The organism is Microbulbifer mixtoriginis (SeqCode), from assembly GCF_052466715.1.
Genome location: NZ_CP174288.1, coordinates 1,948,973 through 1,967,367 on the forward strand (window position 1 = coordinate 1,948,973; position 18,395 = coordinate 1,967,367).

15 protein-coding genes are annotated in these 18,395 nt (G+C 47.8%); 10 read left to right on the plus strand and 5 right to left on the minus strand.

The genetic code is table 11. The features are described 5' to 3' along the window. Positions 1–487: 487 nt before the first annotated feature. From ACJJH9_RS08660 to ACJJH9_RS08675, 4 genes are all read left to right on the plus strand, one after another. Positions 488–865 (plus strand): BlaI/MecI/CopY family transcriptional regulator, encoded by a 378-nt coding sequence (locus ACJJH9_RS08660; protein ID WP_444890429.1) that lies wholly within the window; start codon positions 488–490, stop codon positions 863–865. Between the two features lie 22 nt (positions 866–887). Beyond that, entirely contained in the window at positions 888–2,384 is a 1,497-nt protein-coding gene (locus ACJJH9_RS08665; protein WP_444924969.1) for a peptidoglycan DD-metalloendopeptidase family protein, read from the plus strand. A gap of 3 nt (positions 2,385–2,387) precedes the next feature. Next, positions 2,388–3,758 carry a M23 family metallopeptidase gene (locus ACJJH9_RS08670; protein WP_444924970.1) on the plus strand — a complete coding sequence of 457 codons (1,371 nt, stop codon included), beginning with the start codon at positions 2,388–2,390 and terminating at the stop codon, positions 3,756–3,758. Positions 3,759–4,114: 356 nt separating this feature from the next. Then, positions 4,115–4,990, plus strand: a complete 876-nt coding sequence (locus ACJJH9_RS08675) for an alpha/beta hydrolase (protein ID WP_444904649.1) — start codon at positions 4,115–4,117, stop codon at positions 4,988–4,990. Between the two features lie 108 nt (positions 4,991–5,098). Here the strand turns inward: ACJJH9_RS08675 and ACJJH9_RS08680 are convergent, their stop codons facing one another. The 3 genes from ACJJH9_RS08680 to ACJJH9_RS08690 all read right to left on the minus strand — a co-directional run bounded on the left by ACJJH9_RS08680 (position 5,099) and on the right by ACJJH9_RS08690 (position 6,851). Further along, complete coding sequence (locus ACJJH9_RS08680) at positions 5,099–5,368, minus strand: hypothetical protein (RefSeq protein WP_444885089.1); 270 nt, start codon at positions 5,366–5,368, stop codon at positions 5,099–5,101. Between the two features lie 174 nt (positions 5,369–5,542). Continuing rightward, entirely contained in the window at positions 5,543–6,184 is a 642-nt protein-coding gene (locus tag ACJJH9_RS08685) for a hypothetical protein (RefSeq protein WP_252085765.1), read from the minus strand. Between the two features lie 292 nt (positions 6,185–6,476). Further along, positions 6,477–6,851, minus strand: coding sequence for a hypothetical protein (locus ACJJH9_RS08690; RefSeq protein WP_444886072.1), 375 nt, complete (start codon positions 6,849–6,851; stop codon positions 6,477–6,479). Positions 6,852–7,433: 582 nt separating this feature from the next. Between ACJJH9_RS08690 and ACJJH9_RS08695 the strand changes: the two genes are divergently transcribed. Continuing rightward, positions 7,434–9,395 carry a GMC family oxidoreductase gene (locus tag ACJJH9_RS08695; protein ID WP_252085767.1) on the plus strand — a complete coding sequence of 654 codons (1,962 nt, stop codon included), beginning with the start codon at positions 7,434–7,436 and terminating at the stop codon, positions 9,393–9,395. 59 nt (positions 9,396–9,454) lie between these two features. On the opposite strand, the gene asnS is transcribed toward ACJJH9_RS08695, so the two are convergent. Together asnS and ACJJH9_RS08705 are read right to left on the minus strand one after the other, a co-directional pair. Then, positions 9,455–10,861, minus strand: coding sequence for an asparagine--tRNA ligase (gene asnS, locus ACJJH9_RS08700; RefSeq protein ID WP_252085768.1), 1,407 nt, complete (start codon positions 10,859–10,861; stop codon positions 9,455–9,457). 272 nt (positions 10,862–11,133) lie between these two features. Continuing rightward, positions 11,134–11,430: a hypothetical protein gene (locus ACJJH9_RS08705; RefSeq protein WP_252085769.1), complete on the minus strand. Its 297-nt coding sequence runs from the start codon at positions 11,428–11,430 to the stop codon at positions 11,134–11,136. A 184-nt stretch (positions 11,431–11,614) separates the two neighbouring features. On the opposite strand from ACJJH9_RS08705, the gene ACJJH9_RS08710 reads away from it, so the two are divergent. The 5 genes from ACJJH9_RS08710 to ACJJH9_RS08730 all read left to right on the plus strand — a co-directional run bounded on the left by ACJJH9_RS08710 (position 11,615) and on the right by ACJJH9_RS08730 (position 18,389). After that, complete coding sequence (locus tag ACJJH9_RS08710) at positions 11,615–13,249, plus strand: alpha/beta hydrolase (protein WP_444924971.1); 1,635 nt, start codon at positions 11,615–11,617, stop codon at positions 13,247–13,249. Positions 13,250–13,384: 135 nt separating this feature from the next. Then, complete coding sequence (locus tag ACJJH9_RS08715) at positions 13,385–15,019, plus strand: alpha/beta hydrolase (RefSeq protein ID WP_444924972.1); 1,635 nt, start codon at positions 13,385–13,387, stop codon at positions 15,017–15,019. Positions 15,020–15,070: 51 nt separating this feature from the next. Continuing rightward, the gene (locus ACJJH9_RS08720; RefSeq protein WP_252085772.1) at positions 15,071–16,312 is read left to right on the plus strand and encodes a lipoprotein-releasing ABC transporter permease subunit; all 1,242 of its coding nucleotides are present in this window, start codon (positions 15,071–15,073) and stop codon (positions 16,310–16,312) included. A 72-nt stretch (positions 16,313–16,384) separates the two neighbouring features. Next, positions 16,385–17,137 (plus strand): lipoprotein-releasing ABC transporter ATP-binding protein LolD, encoded by a 753-nt coding sequence (gene lolD, locus ACJJH9_RS08725; protein WP_444924973.1) that lies wholly within the window; start codon positions 16,385–16,387, stop codon positions 17,135–17,137. Then, positions 17,130–18,389 carry a lipoprotein-releasing ABC transporter permease subunit gene (locus ACJJH9_RS08730; RefSeq protein ID WP_444890420.1) on the plus strand — a complete coding sequence of 420 codons (1,260 nt, stop codon included), beginning with the start codon at positions 17,130–17,132 and terminating at the stop codon, positions 18,387–18,389. The genes lolD and ACJJH9_RS08730 overlap by 8 nt, the downstream gene beginning before the upstream one ends. Positions 18,390–18,395 lie beyond the last annotated feature (6 nt).

Genomic DNA, 18,395 nt, shown 5'->3' on the forward strand with positions numbered 1-18,395 from the left:
TAGTGAGCTGTCTCGGTATGAGTCATGCTGACCTATTCAGCTTGATAAGAAGATGCATTGGATTGTCAGTGAAGCTATCGTTGGAGTGGCTGGAAAGCAGAATATGAATATAAGTACCTATACACTCTCTGCAGGTTCTGCAGCGGTTTTCTGATTGAATTTGAATCCGGACTCCCTGGCAAAGTGGTTAACTAAGGTTTATCCAAAAATTCCTGTGCGTTTTTGCTAATGTTTGATTTATAGCTAGGCCTCCCAGACTATCCACTCTTTCTAGCCTAATTCCACTTAATTACTAGGTGACGGCTTACGAATCTTCGTACTTGGTTGTTATCAATTTTGGTTTAGTTCCCACCATTAATTGCTGCGCAAAAAGTCATCGGGAGATGAAGACCGGTAGAGCCATCTATTATTTGACGGCGTGCGACTCTTGTCGCATACTTGCCCTCGGTGTAGCGAAAATGCGATTAACGTCAAGAGAAGAAAATAAATGAGAGAAGCCAAACCCTCCCCCTCAGAGCTTACTTTGCTAAAGGCACTCTGGAAGCAGAGTCCACTAAGTGCAAGAGAATTGCATGAAGAGGTGAAATCAGAACTCTGCTGGTCCTATTCATCCACCAGGAAAACGTTGGATAGAATGCGGGATAAGTCTTTTGTGATTCAGTCTGAAGTACACGGCATTCAAGTCTATAAGGCAGCTCTTGAAAAGGTCGAAACACTTGCACAATATGCCACAGACTTCGCCTCGCGGGTTCTTGAGCTGGATGGTCCGCTTCCTATAGCTATGTTTGCTAACAGTAAATTAATGAATGACCAAGACCTGGAAGAGCTACAGGAAATGTTGAATGCCTGGCCTGAAGCAGACTGAATCGGGGAGGCTGTGAGATTATATGCAGGAATTACTATCCTCGTTGTCATTCTTTACGCCCAATCTTTTTGTTACATCCATATTTTCCGTAATTTGGGCATGCTTCATTTATATCACTGTAAGAGCAATAACCTCTCTGGCCAGTTTTAAGTCTAGGCGTGTTACTAGCTGGCGTAGCTTTTGGGTGTGTATTTTATGTGTGATTAGTCTGCCATTTTTTCTTGCGCAATTATTGGGTTTCTTTTCAACAGGCTTGGTGCCTGAATTTAGATATGATCTTACGCCTCCAGAGGCGGCTTTTAGTTATACAGTAATTGAAAGTGCTCAGCTGGAGAATAAAGCACTAACTTTGAATTATATCGACATTCTAACGGGCTCCTGGATGATTTTGTATCTTGGCGGGGTATTACTAAGCCTGATAATGATGTTTAGAAGGCATAGTCGATTGGTTAAAATGCTGGATATTGCTAATGAGGTGGACCTTAAGCGACAAGTTGTCAGTAATCTGCTAACCAGTAAGCAGTCTGATTACCTGTCTAAAAAGAATGTAAAACTAATTGTTACAAAGGCTCAGTGCTCACCCTTCGTTTTTGGTTTGCTTAACTTGAGGCTCGTTTTGCCTGGTTATCTAATATCGATGGATGCCAAGGAAAGGCAATTAATTATGGAGCACGAATTAACCCATATAAGAAGGCGAGACCCCTTGCTTATTATGGTTGCCCATGTTTTGGTGAGTTTTTTATGGTTCATTCCATTTGTTAGGTGGGCTAAAGAGCAATTGTTATGGGCTATTGAGCTATCCTGCGACCGAGAAGTATTAAAATCCTCCGAAATAGGAAGTGGAAGAGTATATGCCCAGGCAATGCTGCGAACATTACAGCAGTGCTCTGGGCAAACCAGCTGTAAGGGTGTTGCTGCCTTTTCAGTATTTGAAGAGGCTAATCAGTTAACTTTTTTTAAAAAGAGAGTGGTGAATATCAGGGAGGCGGCTTGTGAAAGTTCTGAGCTTAATAGATTGGTTTCAGGGATCTTTAGGGGAGCACTTGTATTTTTTACCATATTTCTAATATTTTTTGGAGTTTTTGTAAATTCTAGCTTTTCAATCGCTAGCTCTAAAAAAGAAACATGGATAGCCCCGGTTGAAGGTGCACGTATAAGCAGTCAATTTGGAGGTTTAGAGGAGTTCAGAAGGAAACCTCACCTTGGTACGGATTTCGCAGCTCCGCTGGGTTCGCCAATAGTTTCTGTTGCTAGTGGAATTGTTGTTGTTTCAACTGATCAGTACAAACATAGAAATTACGGAAAGATAATTATTGTTGATCATGGAGATAATACACAGACACTTTACTCGCATTTAGATTCTCGGGAGGTGAGGGTTGGTGAAAATGTGAAAGCCGGACAAAAGATTGGAACAGTTGGTGTTACCGGGAAAGTAACAGGTCCTCATCTTCATTTTGAGTTGATTGAGCAAGGTGAAAGAGTTGATCCGGAACATTTGCTTGCATTGTGGTTTGGTTGAGATATGAAAAAGTGTCTATTTGGAAATGCTGATTCTGAAAGAATACCGTTTTCTTTTGGCAGAATTACTCTTAAATTGATTTATATTCTAATGATGGTACTGCTATACCCAAAGGTACTTCAGGCAAAGTCATTTGATCAGAAAGAGAGTATCTTTAAGCTTAATGAAGATGTTCTGTCTATATTTTATTTGGCAAATACGGATAGGTTCTATTTGAGGGTGGAAAATACTCAAATTGATGAGTCTGAAATGGGTGGTGTATCCCTTGTCACCAATAAATATGACCGAATAAAGTCCGTATCGCTTGCTAAAAATCAGGGTTTGTTATCCTTGCTTATTGAAAACTCCGTTGGTAATAAAGATGCATATAGAGTCATACAGCTTTTATCTGAGCACTTTGATGTCAATGCAATACCAGTGGGGAAGGTTTTTCAATTAACTTTTGATGAGCAATCACGGTTTCAAAGTATTGGGGTGAAATTGGCATTTGCTGAGAGTCTAGAGATTAAGAAATCTAGTCAAAAACTCATCGTTTTCAAGAAGAAAAACCCAACTACTTTGCAAAAACATTATGTTGAAGGTGAGATTGCAGATAGCTTATATAAGTCTGGTCTACAGCTTGGTCTGAATAATGCGATACTGACTAAGCTGAATGAAATTTTAAGTTACGAGATAGATTTTCAGCGTGAGATTCGTTCAGGTGATCGCTTTTCCATCTTTTATAGTACTTTGCGGGATGATATAGAGGGTGATGAAGTTTTCAATGCAATACATGTTGCTAAGATTTCTCTAGAAAGTGATTCCGTTTCCCTTTATCGCTATCAAGATCGTGAGTCAGGCGTTGTTGATTACTTGGACCCTAGTGGAAAAAGCTCAAGAAGCTTCCTTATGAAGACTCCATTAAAGAATGCACGTCTATCATCATATTACGGCAGACGTAAACATCCAGTATTGGGGTATACAAGAATGCATAATGGCCTTGACTTTGGTGCTCCATCAGGTACACCAATACTTGCCGCTGGAGATGGCACTATAGAAAGGGCCTCTTACTTTGGTAGCTTTGGAAATTATATTCGCATTGCCCACAAATCGGGCATTCAAACTATTTATGCGCACCTTAAAGGTTATGCCAAGGGTATCAAGGCCGGTATGAAAGTGAAGCAAGGGCAGGTGATAGGTTATCTCGGGGCTACAGGTAGGGTTAAGGGGCGGCATTTACATTATGAAATTCATAAAAATGGTAAAGCAATAGATCCACTTAGATTGGATCTTCCTACTTCTGATCGTTTAACAGGAAAAAGTTTGGAACGTTTTTATGAATTTGTTGAGGCGGTAGATGAAACCTTAAGGGTCTACAAGGCACTTAAAAGCTGAAAAATTATTTATTTGTTTGAGCTAGGGGCCCAGTATAAATGATAGAGCATTTTTTCTATCTTATGTGGGTGGCAGAGCTTGAGCTTAGCTGTACTGCATGTTTGGTTCCGATAGTGATCGTTTATTAATAATGAGAGTAGGAAAGCAGAGGCCTGAGATTTACCTTTGAGTGAGATAATGGTCTCGGTTGGATATAAAAATCTAAACTCCTTACTTGTTGCCAGGTAATTTCTTATTTTCGCTTCTATGCCGCATGTCTCTCATATACCTGTGGTAATTAATGCTTTTATGATCTGATTGCTATTTGGGTAGGTAAAGGTTTTTGGGGTATAAAAGTAAACTCTGAGGAGTAGGGTGTGTATAAGTTAAAATGTATTGTAGTCGTGTTATTCCTATATTCCGTTCCTGTGCTGGCTGAAGAGCTTGTTGTTCCCAAGCCTGGAGCTTTTGAGCTAGATAATTCTGAGGTTTTTACAATTCATTCAAAAATATTAGGGCGAACATATGATTTATACATTAAAACGCCTGCTGGGTATTATGATGATTCTCAGAGTGATCGAACTTATCCCACCCTTTATCTAAATGATGGCCCTTATACTTTCAAAGTCGCTGCAGGTGTGACACATCTGAAAAGTATGAATAAGGCGATTGTAATCGGTATCTCTTTTGCGCAAGGGGAGCTGGGACAGTTTAGTCGAGTGCGGGATCTTACCCCGGTGGTTGATAAAAGTTGGAGGCGCTACAAGACCGGCGGTGCTCCAGAATATCTTAGGTTTATTGAGGGAGAGGTTATCCCGTTTGTAGAGAAAAATTATCGTGCAAATCCTGTAAAAAGAATCTTGGCTGGTCAGTCTTTAGGCGGGTCATTTGGAGCCTGGGTATTGTTGAATAAGCCGGATCTGTTTTCCAGTTATATTCTCACTAGTCCATCGCTTTGGTATAAAAATGAAATGATTTTTGATATTGAGGAGGCGTATTCAAAAAGGAATAAATCATTAAGTGCAAATATTTACCTTGCAACTGGTGCTCTGGAGACTAAAGAAAACGGGGGGATGAATCATGACATGGTGGGCGGTCACAAGGCCTTTGTTGGGCGTTTGCGTTCACGAAATTATCAGGGTATGTCTCTCAATGATGAGGTGGTAAGCGGGGCTGATCACTATTCAACCTTTCCAATTGGCTTGGCAAAAGGTTTAAGGTGGCTTTATCAGGATCAGTGGAAGATGCACTAATGCATCACGACATTGAATTTAGGTAAGCTCTTTGATCATCTGCTCATAGTAAATAGGTGAAACCTAAGTAGTGGAGGGTACCTTGGTGTGTATATGAAGCTGGTCTTTTTATAGCATTTCGGTATACCAAATCTTAGGTGTACCTATGACTTCAGCCTCTTTTCGGGAGTCATGTAACTCGTTACTGTTCACGAATGCTTCAGCTTTCTCCTTGGAGGTGAATTCATGAATCACGGTCACATTATTGGGGCTGCCTATTTCTTGATACACTGATGTATTTGTACTGCCCATTCGCTTTAAAATTGGCATGAAGTCTATAAGGACTCCCTGCCATTTATCAAAATCTTTCACTGAGGCCTGCATAAAGAGGTAAACCATTAGATATTCCTCAAGCAGTGGTTATTAGGGGGCGTCTGGACTAACTATAGCATCGAACACTTCTCTTTGATGTGGTCAGTTAGAGGCCCGGCAAAAGAGAACAGAACTCGCCTAACTCTTCGCCGGGTTATAGATGCAGGTGCCTTGATAAAGAATTTATCTTATAGCCAGATATTAGTTCATCACTCCAAGCTTACAGCCCTTGTTTTTGATCTTGACCCATTTGCTCATAAAGTTAACTGGTGATGTGTAGGCTTCATAGATTACCGCTTGTCCCCAGGGAGTTACTGCACCTTGCATAGGTTTTGAATAGGAGAAGGCCCCCATTACCCAGGCACTCTTGGTAACGCAGTCTCCACTTGTGGGAAAGCTGGAGGTAAGAGTTGGGTTGTGGTTATAAACAAGATTGGTGGCATTCAAGAGCTGTTGGGCTCTATTTACAACAGTTGCTACTTCGGTATTTGTAGCAGGGTGTACATAGATAGTGATGTCATTTGCTGAGCTTGGGTAGAACATTACATCATTTACAGTCCCATGGGTTTCACCAGTGGCAGAGTTTTGTGCCCAGGTTTGCCAGCTGCTGTCGCAGACTTCGTCCCAGCTCTGTAATCCGTTGGCGTCCACAACAAATGGTGATACATGTCCACCGCCTATGGTCTTCTTAAAATTACTAAATGACGTTAGGGTTTTACCTGCTTGTATCATTACACCTATACAACGCATATTGGCTTGAGGTACTCCCAGAGCGGTGCTCAGATCGGCGAGCATGTCATTGCAACTGGTAGCAGTAGTGCGGCTCCGGACTTGATTGGGCATAGCGTATTCTCCTTCAATATAGGGGGTTGTTTCTATTGGGTTCTTTTCAAGGTGGTTTTTTAAGGCAAAACGAATTGATGTTGATTTAAATCCGTAGTTATTTTCAAAAGGAATGTTTAAGTGGCCACTTCTTTAGCATTACTTACAGTTAAGGTAAATTAAAAGAGAGTGGATTAAATAAAATCTTCTGGGAAAAGCCTTTTTTAATTTTTGCCTACAGTATTATTTAGTAAGTCTGTAGGCAATAAAGACCTTCGATTGTTATTGGTTTGCTTGTTTGTGTCTAATAGCACTAAATGGCTTTATCGGCTCTTTTGAAAAGAGTTATTGCTTTCAGAGACATTTCTTTTAGCAGTTCGATAAAACGTGTTACTGTCATATTTCTTTCAGGGGAAATGTAATATTGCCCAGGGCCTTGTTCAGTAATTCTTAGACCGTTTGGAGGGGTTGTTCCGGCAGGGAAGCGACAGACCCATCCGATGAGCGTTGATTGATTAATGCTCTCTTGGTCGAAGATTCTTATTCCTTTTCCGTTTGCAATAACGATGCTGATATTATTTAGAAAGGTAGTATCCAGATTCGATATCAGCATATTGACATCCTCCTCTCTGGAATAACCAAATTTTGGTAAGGAATTGGAGTCAATATAGATTTCTCTGAGGGACATCTCTTTCTCCCTTTTAAAACCAATTTGGCCATTGGTCAATAGCTGTTGATAGTTGCTAATTCAGAAGCTTTTTATCTTCTCTACTTTTTTGAAAGCAGAAGTGTTTTTTTTAATTTTTTTGCTTCTTGACTTGAATCATAACTGTGGCTTGGTGTTTGGCGCAACAAGTACGATTGTTTAACTGTTATATTTTATAAAATTCGATAATTGGCGAGTGTAAAGTTCACACTAGTTCACATTTTGTCGCCTTTTGTAACTCCGGGGGAGTTCAACTCGTAAGTTAATCAAAAATTCCAGTTTATGAGGGTAATGGCTTTGATAGAGGCGTTGTTGGAGAAGGCTCTCTTGGGGTTGGGATTGGAGTTCTGGGTGGTGAAAAGGCTTAGTTTGTTATAACTCATTGTGCTGACATTTTGCGATGCTCGTTTTAAAACGAGATTTTACTGGTTGCTTAAAAATATGTTCTAGATAGGCTTGAAAAGCTTTAGAGTTAAATAATTAGTATTGGTTTTTTAGATTGTATCTGTTTCATCCCTTAGCGTGCGTCGTGCAGCCTTTAAAACATTAGAGCGAATAACTAATATGGATAAGAAGAAAACGCCGGAGAAAAAAAATCATCTAGCAGGCATTGACCGAAGAACTTTTACCAAGCGCGCCCTTCAAATGGGCTTGGCCGCAGGTGCTGTTGCTTCTGGGTTTGGCTCTGCATTTTCGGGTAGTTCAAATCAGTTTTATGATGTTTATGATTACGTAATTGTTGGTTCTGGTGCGGGAGGGGGTCCATTAGCGGCAAACCTGGCAAAGGCGGGCTTTTCGGTATTGGTGCTTGAGGCGGGGGCCAATGACCCTAGTGATGACACACATAATATTCCCGCTTGGCACCCTTTTGCGTCAGAAGACCGCAAGCTGAGCTGGGATTTCTTTATTAAGCATTACGCGGATTTTAATCAACAACAGCTGGATGATAAGTATATTCCAGGTAAAGGTGTTTTATATCCGCGGGCTAGTACTATAGGGGGCTGTACGACACACCATGCGCTGATTACTGTCTATCCCCACAACAATGACTTTGACCGTATTGCTCAAGCGACAGGAGATAGTTCTTGGGGCAGCAGCAATATGCGGCGATATTTTGAGCGGCTTGAGCGATGCCAATATGTTTCCCGTCCAATATTTTCGAATCCCTCTCGCCATGGTTTTGATGGATGGCTTCCTACTAATAGAGGTAATCCGGCTTTGCTGTTGGAAGACCCGGCAATATTAAAAATCGTCAAGGCAGCATTGGCGAAATACGGACTGGAGGGGGCCCTTGAACAGATTATTTCTGGAAACCTACGCTTAGATATCAATCACTGGGATGTGGCCTCAGGAGAGGAGGGGCCTTTTATTGCCCCGATGGCTGCAGATAGCAGGAGTCGTCGCAAGAGCGTACGGGAGCACCTTTTGGATACCCAGAGTCGCTATCCAAACCTGTTACATATTCGCACCAATGCGCTGGCAACAAGGGTGATGTTTGAAGGTAAAACGGCTATTGGGGTGGAGTTTATGGAGGGGGCGAACCTCTATAAGGCTGACCCTTATCACGATGATGCCGGCTCCATTGGTACTATGCGGCAGGTGAGGGCGAGTAGGGAGGTGATTCTTTCGGGAGGGGCATTCAATAGTCCTCAGCTGCTGAAATTATCCGGAGTGGGTCCAAGCCAAGAGCTTTTTCAGCACGGAATTGATCAGATAGTTGACTTGCCGGGTGTAGGTGAAAACCTGCAGGATCGCTACGAAGTCGGCATTGTTAGTGAGATGACTGAGGATTTGGCCCTTCTCAAGGATTGTACCTGGGGCGAGCAGGGTGACCCCTGTCTGAATCGATATCGCTACGGTTGGCTGAATAAAGGCCCCTACAGTGGTAATGGTCCAGTACTATCTTTGGTGAAGCGCTCCCACCCCGACCTACCAGATCCTGATTTGTTTATTTTTGGAGCGCCCTCTGATTTCCACGGTTATTACCCCGGTTATTCTCAGGCGCTAAGGGATTACAAAGATCGCTTCTCCTGGATCGTACTTAAAGGTCATACTAATAATACGGCTGGGCGGGTAACTTTGCGCTCTGCCAATCCGCAGGACACCCCAGAGATTAATTTTCACTATTTTGATGAGGGTAGTGGTGATTATGAAAAAGACTTACAGGCCGTAGTGGAGGGTGTAAAAATATCCCGGGATATTATGTCGGCCCCTATCGTTGGCCAGCAGGTTGCCAGGGAGTTATTGCCCGGTGGGGATGTGCAGACCGATGAGCAAATCGGTCAGTTTGTTAAAAATCAGGCATGGGGTCACCACGCTTCCTGTTCCAATAAAATGGGGCCAGCCAGTGATCCAATGGCAGTAGTGGATAGTAAATTCCGGGTACATGGCACCAATAATTTACGAGTGGTGGATGCTTCGGTATTTCCACGTATTCCGGGCTTCTTTATCGTGGTGCCGGTGTATATGATTAGTGAAAAAGCTAGCGATGATATTATTGCGGCGGCAACGGGCCAGATTGCCTGATAGGGCCTTGCTAAACCCAGGTTGAAAAAGAAAAAGCCCCGCAGAGCGGGGCTTTTTAATTAGAACGAGATGTTCTTTGGTGTGCGCGGGAAGGGGATAACATCGCGGATGTTACCCATGCCAGTTACGTAAGACACGATGCGATCGAAGCCCAGACCAAAGCCTGCGTGAGGCACTGTGCCGTAGCGGCGCAGGTCGCGATACCAGTCGAGGTGATCTTTGGGGATGTTCATTTCATCCATGCGTTCGTCGAGCTTCTCAAGGCGTTCTTCACGCTGGGCACCGCCGATAATTTCACCGATACCCGGTGCCAATACATCCATGGCGGCTACAGTTTTACCGTCATCGTTCATACGCATATAGAAGGCTTTGATATCCTTCGGATAGTTCAGAACAATCACTGGCTTCTTGAAGTGTTTCTCAGCCAGGTAGCGTTCGTGCTCAGAGGCCAAGTCTATGCCCCAAGAGACGGGGAATTCGAACTTCTCTTTACAGTTTTCCAGGATTTCGATGGCATCGGAGTAGTTGATGCGAGCGAAATCATTCTCGATGATGTTCTCCAGGCGGCTGATGGCCTCTTTATCGATGCGCTGGGCGAAGAAGGCCATATCGTCGGCACGTTCCTCCAGTACGGCTTTGAAGATGTACTTCAGCATTTGCTCAGATAGATCAGCGATATCGGCCAGATCGGCAAAAGCCACTTCCGGCTCTACCATCCAGAACTCGGCTAGGTGGCGAGTGGTGTTGGAGTTCTCCGCACGGAAGGTGGGGCCAAAAGTGTAAACCTTGGATAGGGCCAGACAGTAGCTCTCAACATTCAGCTGGCCAGATACGGTAAGGAAGCTCTCCTCGCCAAAAAAGTCCTTGCTGTAATCGATAGCGCCCTGCTCGTTGCGTGGCAGGTTTTCCATATCCAGAGTGCTAACCCGGAACATTTCTCCGGCGCCTTCACAGTCAGAGGCGGTGAGAATGGGCGTGTGTACGTAGTTAAAGCCGTTCTCGTGGTAGAAGCGATGAATCGCCTGAGCGATACAGTTGCGAACTCGAGCCACCGCGCCGCTGACATTAGTACGGACGCGTAGATGCGCGTGTTCGCGTAGGTGCTCCATGGTGTGGCGTTTGGGGGACATTGGGTAGGTGTCTGGGTCTTCTACCCAGCCGACCACTTGAACTTCAGAAGCTAACAACTCGATCGATTGGCCCTTGCCTTCTGAAGGCTTGACGGTTCCAACAATATCCACTGCACAGCCGGTGGTCAGGCGCTGCACTTCAGACTGGTAATTGTGCAGATGATTCTCGGCAATGACCTGAATAGGGTCAAAGCAACTGCCGTCGTGTACTGCCAGGAAAGAAAGACCGGCTTTGGAGTCACGACGGGTTCTGATCCAGCCCTGTACGCGAACTTCTTCGCCCTCACGGCCAGTGGATTTTAATAGGCTATCTACGGATTCGACTTTTACTGTCATTTTCTATCGGTTTCTCGCTAGTCCTGAAGGTGGTGTTCTGCCGGCTTGCCTAAAAGCTGACCACGCCACCAAGGTGAAGTTACGGCGGGCATATTGACCTGTTGCTGAGGGGAAATCCAGTCCCTTGGCAATTTGGAAGCTTGCTGGGAGAGCGGGCCTATTTGGGTGGCGCCATTGAAAAGCATCAGGATTGTGTGGGTAAAGTACTTGGTGGCTTGCGGGAAGGAGGGAGTGGGGCCTGGATTCGATACCTGCCCCAAAATCGCACGGGCCTAGCCGCGCGGCTTCTTCACCGTGTGCAGTACTGTGTCTCGCTCAAAGAAGACATAGAAGTCGTTGTATTCCCAGCGGGTGATAGCGGGCTCGCCGACGGGGCCCATAATACTGAGGGGCTCACCAAGGCGCGTGCTGATATCGTTTTTCTTCATGCCGCGAGCTTCACCAAAGGACAGCTCTGCGCCCTGGGAGCCCACAGGAATCTCCAGGGTTTTTGCCTGGGCGCCAAATGCCAAAAGAAGTGCCACGGTACCAGCGATCTGGGCCACTCCGTTGCGATTTCTGCTGAACATTTATTGTTCTCCGATTTAGGTGTTCGAATACGCCGGGCCATTAAAACAGAAAAAATGCCAAAACACTTGGACTTCTTCACGTTTTTATACCGAAGAAGACGCCTTGTAGGGGAAAAAGGTCCGGGGAAGGAGAGTATGTGTGTGCTAGGCTGACCATTGGGCTTAGTCCTGTGGGCGGGCATGGATGCGACTCTCAAAAACCTTCTCAGTTCTGGGGCTATTGCTTGGCGCTATTCTCTTTGCTCTCTCTCTTACGCCCTCTCTGATTCCACGCACTGCCCTCATGCAAGGTGTTCTCGCCGGAACCTCCTTCACTTTTGGCTATGTGATCGGCTTGTTTATGCACTGGCTGTGGAATTACTTTGAGCTGCCCGACATTCCTCTCAGTCCTGGGGTGCGCAGAGTGCTTAAACGCTTAGCGCTGGTTGCCTGCATATGCCTGATCATTATTTTTCTTTGGCAGGGGGCGCACTGGCAGAACTCGGTGCGGGCCTTGATGGGTATGCAGCCGGTTACCGGGATCGGGCCCTTTACCGTGGGGTCCGTGGCCCTGCTGGTCTTTCTCTCATTCTGGGTGATGGGTAAAGGGTTTCGCCGAGTCATTCATGCTGTTACCAAGTATCTATCCGTGCATATTCCTGAAAGGGTGGCTTTGCTCATTGGGTTGCTGGTGGCAGTGGCACTTTACTGGGGCATTCTAAATGGGGTGCTCCTGAAGGTAGGGGTGCATATTGTCTCGGTCATTTGGGAAAAACATGATCAGGTAATTGCAGAAGGACTGAAGGCACCTGAGGACCCCAACAAGGTTGGCGGTGCGGACTCTCTATTGTCTTGGAAAAGTGTCGGGCATCAGGGGCGTCGCTTTTTAACCCTTGGCCCCTCTGTGGAGGATATCCGTGAGGTTGCCGGGTTAGGTAAAGAGCCGATAAGGGTCTTTGTAGGCTTGCGTGCTGCAGAAACTCCATTACAAAGAGCCTTCCTGGCACTTGCTGAGCTAAAGCACCTCAATGCATTCGATAGAGAGATATTACTAATTGCGACACCCACTGGCGAAGGCTGGTTAGATCCTGGGGCTATAAACTCCCTGGAATTTCTTTATCGAGGGGATGTGGCTACCGTCGCTACCCAATACTCCTTTTTGCCAAGCCCGATTGCATTATTAACAGATAATCAATATGGGCTGGATTCCGCCAGGGCTTTGTTTAAGGTGATCTACGAATACTGGGAGGAACTGCCAGTTGAAACTCGCCCAAGGCTTTACCTCTTTGGCTTGAGTCTCGGTGCTCAGTTGTCAGAGGCCTCCTTTGATTTTTATGACATTATTGATGACCCTATCGATGGCGTACTCTGGGCAGGGCCGCCATTTGGCACAGGCATCTGGCGCATCATCACGGATAGTCGCGACCCCGGAACCCCAGCCTGGCTACCGCAGTTTAAGGGGGGAGAGGTTGTTCGTTTTGGTAATCAATATGGTGGTTATTTAGGGCAGGAACCCTGGGGAAGCTTTCGAATCGCCTTTTTGCAGCACGCCAGTGATCCAATAGTCTTTTTTGATCTGCGTTGGATGTTTCAAATGCCGGATTGGTTGGAGCGCCCACGAGGGCCGGATGTCTCTCCAGACCTCTACTGGTTTCCTATAGTGACCATGCTGCAACTACTGGCAGACCTAAACTTGGGGATTGCGCCACTGGGGTTCGGGCACCGCTATGCACCTGAAGGGTATGTCCTCGCCTGGATGGCGTTAACCGAGCCGCCCGACTGGAGTGACGAGGAGTTAAAGCGCCTACGGGAAAAGCTCAGAACTTATCCAGTGCGTTGAGTGCGGTCTGCCGTAAGAAGGTACTCTTTCAATATCAAAAACATTTCTGGCTGTGTATTGGGTTACATGGGGCTGTTCAGTGAGAAGTTGGCGTAAGCCATTTTGATCTGGGGCTCAAGCTTATCGGCGGCATGAATGCAAAAATTAACCGCTTTCTCAATTTCAGGTTTACTGTTGGGCGCGATATTCTTCGCTCTGAGCCTCACTCCTTCTCTGATTCCTCGCAATGCCTATGTGCAGGGTATTCTTTCCGGTTTTTCATTCACCGTTGGATATTCACTGTCTGTGCTGGTCCGCTATGTTTGGAAGTATTTGGGGGTTCCCGATATCCCGCTAGACCATCGGCAGCGACAAATACTGAGGGGGCTGATAATTATTTTGGGTGTCAGCCTTATTTTAGTTTTTCTTAGGCAGGGGACGGAGTGGCAGAATTCAGTGCGCTCATTGATGGGCATGCCGGCAATTTCTGGCGTCGCCCCAATTACGATTGGTGTTGTTGCGCTCTGCGTATTCCTGCTCTTTAGATGGGCAGGCAAAGGCTTTCTCAGGGTGGTTTTGCGCGTATCTGCCCGTTTAGAAAAGACCATCCCTCCAAGGGTGGCAGCCCTTACTGGGCTGCTTGTCGCGTTGTTGCTTTATTGGAGTGTGTTGAATGGAGTGTTGTTGCAGTCGGGCCTCTATGCAGTCTCACTTATCTATGAAAAGCTGGATCTGATTGTTGTTGCGAACTTGCCGCCTCCGCAAGATCCCAGCAAGTCAGGTGGAGCGAACTCGCTACTTGCCTGGGATAGGTTGGGACATGAGGGGCGCCGATTTTTGTCTCTTGGGCCATCTGCGGAGGATATTCGGGAGGTTGCAGGGGAGGGCATGGACCCCATTCGAGTTTATGTGGGAGTGCACTCAGCAGACACGCCACAGCAGCGTGCACTATTGGCACTTGAAGAGTTGAAGCGCGTAAAGGCGTTTGAGCGAGAAATTTTGCTGATTGCAACCCCGGTTGGGGATGGCTGGATCGACCCAGGGGCAGTGAATTCTCTTGAATTTCTGTACCGAGGAGATGTAGCTACAGTGGCCGTACAGTACTCGTATTTACCGGGCCCCATCGTATTGTTTACAGATGCTCAGTCGATCAGAACATCCGCTCGCATACTGTTCAAGGTGATTTACGATTACTGGGAGGAGCTACCGGTAAACACTCGCCCCAGACTTTATCTATACGGGCTAAGTTTAGGAGCCAAGCTCTCTGAAGACTCCTTTCAGTTCTACGATGTGATTGATAGCCCCATTAATGGTGCTCTTTGGGCTGGCCCCCCGTTTAGTATGCGGTCCTGGAGAATGATTACCGATAATCGTGATCCCGGCACCCCCGCTTGGCTCCCCCAGTTTAAAGGGGGAGAGGTGGTGCGCTTTGGAAATCAGTACGGTGGTTATTTGGGGCAGAAGCCCTGGGGTAGATTCCGTATCGCCTTCCTGCAGCATGCTAGTGATCCGATTGTCTTTTTTGACTTTCGCTGGGCGTTTCGCAGACCTGACTGGCTGGAGCGCCCCAGAGGGCCCGATGTGTCTCCGGACCTTCGCTGGTTCCCTGTTGTCACTATGTTGCAGCTGTTAGCGGACTTTAATGTAGGGGTCACACCACGGGATTTCGGACACCGCTATTCGGCAGCTGGATACACGCTCGCCTGGATTGCCCTGACCGAGCCTACGGATTGGAGCGAGGCAGAGCTGCAGCGCCTGCGGGCTAAGCTAAAAATTTTTCCCAAGCGCTGAAGTTGTCTAAATCCTTGGATTTCTTGACTATTTTCCGTTTAAATCGGCTCTATGTTAAAACCTGTCCCCCTTTTTATTGGCCTGAGATATGTGGCTGCCCGCCGCAGGCAGCAGTTCATTTCCTTTATTAATGGCTTCTCCCTGATTGGCATGGCGTTAGGCGTTCTTGCCTTGATCGTAGTGACTTCTGTGATGAACGGCTTCGATCGTGAGTTGAAAACACGAATATTGAGCGTGGTTCCCCACGGCTTTATCGAGCGCGAAGGCGGCTTGCAAGAGTGGCAGGGCGTGGCTCAGAAGCTTGAACAGCAGCCCCATGTGGAGGCGGTGAGTCCCTTTGTAAAAGGGTTTGCCCTGTTGAGCGCCTACGGCGATAGCCACGGGGTCGAGTTCCAAGGTGTAGACCCCAAGGCCCTACGCGACGTCTCTGAAGTTGGCGAGCATATGGTGATGGGTAGCCTGGATGAGTTGCAGCCCCGCAGTTACCAAATAGTGCTCGGCCGTATTCTCGCTCAGCAGCTCAATGTGCTGCCCGGCGAGTCCGTCACTCTGACCCTGCCCGAGGTGGCGGTAACTCCCGCTGGTATCTTCCCACGCACCAAACGCTTTACCGTCGCCGGAGTTTTCTCGGTAGGCGCTCAGGTGGACCAAAATGTGGCATTGATGAATGTAGAGGATGCAGCCCGATTAATGCGCATGTCCGGCAGGGTGCAGGGATTACAGCTGCGTTTTGACGATATGGATAATGCCCTGGGTAGGGTTGAGCCCTACGCCGCGGCCCTCGGAGAGGGTTTTAGTGGTGAGGATTGGAGCCATTCCCAGGGAAGCCTGTTTCAGGCGGTGAAGATGGAGAAGACGGTGGTCACTTTAATGTTGATGATCATCGTAGCCGTAGCGGCTTTTAATATTGTCTCGGCCCTAGTGCTGATGGTGGCGGACAAGCGCTCCGATATCGCCGTGCTCAGAACCCTGGGGCTCACTTCACGCCAAATAATGGCAGTGTTCGTTGTGCAGGGCAGTGCGATCGGGCTGATAGGCGCATTTACTGGCGCCTTGCTGGGAATCCTAATCGCGCTCAATCTCACCGAGATGGTGAGCTGGATGGAAAACCTTTTGGGCGCCAAGATTTTTGATCCGCGGGTATTTTTCGTGAGCTATTTGCCATCGGAGTTTCGTGTTGGCGATGCAGTGGTAGTCTTATCCGCCGCTATCTGTATGAGTTTATTAGCGACACTGCTGCCCGCATGGCGGGCGGCCCAAATCGAGCCGGCGGAAGCTTTGCGTTACGAATAATTGTTATATAAATCATATGGATACGATCAGTATCTAAAGTGATTTCTCAGAATTTGGAAGCGGCAAATATTGATGAATAGTCGAGTGGAAATAGACACTGAGAAGGCGAGGCCGGCAACGGCTCCCGGTGATGCTGTCCTGGCCTGCCGCCAGCTGCGCAAGAGCTATCGCCAGGGCGGCAGAGATCTTGAGGTTCTGCGTGGTGTGGAGTTGCAAGTAGAGCGGGGTGAGAAGCTTGCCATCGTGGGGGCCTCGGGCTCCGGCAAATCCACCTTGCTCAACTTACTCGGTGGGTTGGATACGCCGAGTAGTGGAGAGGTTTGGGTGGCCGGTCAGAACCTGGCGACACTCAATGCCAATGAGCGCGGCTGGTTGCGTAATAGCAGTCTCGGTTTTGTCTACCAGTTTCACCACCTGCTCAATGAATTCAGTGCCCTGGAAAATGTGGCAATGCCACTGCTGATCGGTAAGCACAGCGTGGCCAATGCACGGACCGAGGCTAAATCCATGCTGGAAGCGGTAGGCCTGGGTGAGAGGGTTGATCATAAGCCTTCGCAGCTCTCCGGGGGAGAACGCCAGCGTGTAGCGATTGCGAGGGCGCTGGTGACTCGCCCTGCCTGTGTGCTGATGGATGAGCCCACCGGCAACCTGGATAGAACCACGGCAGGGGAGATTCACAAATTGATGGACCGACTCAATCAGGAGATGGGTATCAGCTTTGTGATTGTCACCCATGACCCGGACCTTGCCGCGGCCCTGGATCGCTGCTTGCACCTAGTGGATGGCGAGCTTCTCAGTGATTGGCAACAAGGTGATCATGTTTAAGCCACTCCCAGCCTTTATCGGCCTGCGCTATGCCGGAGCCCAGCGCCGCAGCGATGACTCCGTAGGCCTGGTGTCATTTATTTCCGGCCTGTCGATGATTGGTCTGATTCTCGGCGTTGCCTTGATGATCGTGGTGATGTCGGTAATGAATGGCTTCGATCGCGAGCTGCGTGAGCGTATTCTCGGCATCATGCCCCACGCGACTATCTATAACGCCACTGTGGCGGTGGATTGGCCTGCTCTGCGCGATCAATTGGCGGCGGATGCTGAGGTGGAGTCCGCAGCGGAAGTTTGGCAGGTGAACGCACTGGCTCGTCGTGGCAGCGAGGTTACACCACTGCTGGTGCAGGGGGTAAATCCCGACACCATCGTCAATGTATCGAATATCAATGATTTCCTCAGTTCCAATGCTTTTCCAGCCATGCTCGATGATTCCGAGCCGGGTGTAATTCTCGGGCGCGGAATCGCAGAAAAACTGGGAGTGGAGCAGGGCGATTACCTGTCTTTGATAGTGCCCAATAACGATGCGGCCTCGGGTAGCCGCCGCGCCGCTCGTGTGGCCGGTTTCAAGGTGGCGGAGGTCTTTCATTCTGGGACAGTTCTGGATCAATCGTTGGCCCTGGTTTCCTGGGAGCAGGCCCAGGGCCTGGCTGGCCAAAAGGGTGGCGCAGGCATCCAGTTACGTGTGACCGAAATGCTGGAAGCCAACTGGATTATGCGGCGGCTGTTGAAAGACCTGCCTCGCGATGGCTATTACGGAACTGATTGGAGTCGCACCCACGGTAATCTCTACCAAGCGATCCAGATGTCCCGCAATCTGGTGGGGTTGCTGGTGCTGCTGATCATTGCCATTGCCGCTTTTAATGTGGTCTCGACTTTGGTGATGGTGGTAATCGACAAGCACTCGGATATCGCCATTCTGCGCACAATGGGCGCTAGCACACGGCAGATTCTCCTCACCTTTGTCAGTCAGGGGGCGTTAGTGGGATTAGTTGGCGCACTCGTTGGCGGTGTATTGGGGGTCCTGGCTTCACTGGCGGTCACCGACCTGGTGGCGGGCCTTGAATCCACATTAGGCATTCAGTTCCTTAAGTCCGATGTGTATCCGGTGGATTATCTGCCATCAGAACTATCTTGGGCAGATGTGGCTTTGGTAGTTGGTGCGGGCTTCCTGCTCAGCCTGCTGGCCACGCTCTATCCTGCGTTCCAGGCCAGTCGTGTGCAGCCTGCCGCGGCGCTGCGAAACGAATAGGCGGTT